This is a genomic window from Nocardia araoensis NBRC 100135, assembly GCF_000308435.1.
GTDB classification, from domain to species: Bacteria; Actinomycetota; Actinomycetes; order Mycobacteriales; family Mycobacteriaceae; genus Nocardia; species Nocardia araoensis.
This window is the reverse complement of sequence record NZ_BAFR01000177.1, coordinates 1-1,747: the sequence shown is the minus strand read 5'-3', so window position 1 is coordinate 1,747 and position 1,747 is coordinate 1. Positions and strand designations below refer to the sequence as shown.

The window sequence follows — 1,747 nt, the reverse complement described above, 5'->3', positions numbered from 1 at the left end:
AGCCGGTGTTCGCGGTGCGGGAGTTCCGGGCGCCGTCGACGCCGGTGGAGGAGATCGTGGCGGGGGTGTTCGCGGCGTTGTTGGTGGCGGAGGAGGACGGCCGCGTCGGTGCGGATGACGATTTCTTCGAGTTGGGTGGGAATTCGTTGTTGGCGGCGCAGGCGGCGGCGCGGATCGGTTCGGCGTTGGATGTGCGGGTGCCGGTGCAGTTGTTGTTCGAGGTGAGCACGGTTGCGGGGTTGGCGGCGCGGGTGGAGGCGCATGCGGGGTCGGCGGCGGGGCAGGCGTTGCGGGCGTGGCCGCGGCCGGAGCGGGTGCCGTTGTCGTATGCCCAGCAGCGGATGTGGTTTTTGAACCGGTTCGATCCCGCGAGTGCGGTGAACAATATTCCGGTCGCGGTGCGGTTGAGTGGTGTGTTGGATGTGGCGGCGTTGCGGGCGGCGGTGGCGGATGTGGTGGCCCGCCACGAGGTGCTGCGCACGGTGTATCCGGATGTGGATGGGGAGGGTTTCCAGCTGGTGTTGCCGGTGGAGGATCCGCGGGCGGTGCCGGATGTGCTGGTGCGTCGGGCGCACGAGTCGGAGGTGGCGGCGTTGGTGGCCGCCGCGGTGACCGAGGGTTTCGATGTGACCGTGGCGCCGCCGGTGCGGGTGCGGTTGATCGTGTTGAGCGAGTCCGAGCATGTGCTGGTGTGCGTGGTGCATCACATCGCCGGTGACGGGTTCTCGATGGGGCCGTTGACCCGCGACCTGATGAGCGCCTACGTGGACCGGATGCACGGCGGCGCGCCGCAGTGGCCTGCGTTGGAGGTGCAGTACGCGGATTACGCGTTGTGGCAGCGGGAGGTGCTGGGGCAGGAGCAGGATCCGGGGTCGGTGTTGGCGGCGCAGGTGCGGTATTGGCGGGGGCAGTTGGCGGGGTTGCCGGAGCAGGTGGAGTTGCCTGCGGATCGGTCGCGGGCGGCGGTGGCGTCGTATCACGGTGCGACGGTGGGGTTCGAGGTCGATGCGCAGGTGCATGCCGGGTTGAGCCGGGTCGCGCAGGCGCACAATGCGACGGTGTTCATGGTGGTGCACGCGGCGTTGGCGGTGTTGCTGGCGCGGTTGTCCGGCAGCCGTGACATCGCGGTGGGCACGCCGGTGGCCGGGCGGGGGGAGGCGGCGTTGGACGAGTTGATCGGCATGTTCGTCAACACGTTGGTGTTGCGGACGCAGATCGATCCCGGTGCGCGGTTCGATGAGTTGCTGGCGGGGGTGCGGTCGGTGGATGTGGCGGCGTTCGGGCATGCGGATGTGCCGTTCGAGCGGTTGGTGGAGGTGCTGGATCCGCCGCGTTCGCCGGCGCGGCATCCGTTGTTCCAGGTGATGTTGACCTTCCAGAATCTGTCGGTGCCGGAGTTGGAGTTGCCGGGGTTGTCGGTGTCGGGGCTGGATCTGGCGGTGGGGTTGGCGAAGTTCGATCTGCAGTTGGCGGTGGCGGAGAACAGTGATCGCCACGGTGGGCCGGGGGGTTTGTCGGCGGCGTTCACTTATGCCACGGATCTGTTCGATGCCGCGACGGTGCGGGATTTCGCCGACCGGTTCACGCGGATCCTGGCCGCGGTCGCGGCGGATGCGTCGGTGGTGGTGGGGGATATCGATGTGCTGGCCGTGGGTGAGCGGGAGTTGGTGTTGCACGAGTGGTCGACTCCCGGGGCGATCGTGCCGGAGGTGACGTTGGTCGATGTGATCACCACCCAAGCCCGTAA

The 1,747-nt window shown here is 68.3% G+C and carries 1 protein-coding gene; it reads left to right on the top strand.

Annotated features, from left to right (window positions below):
- Window positions 1-1,747: condensation domain-containing protein (locus ON21_RS24655; protein ID WP_039801366.1), on the top strand; the 1,747-nt coding region annotated here is incomplete at both ends.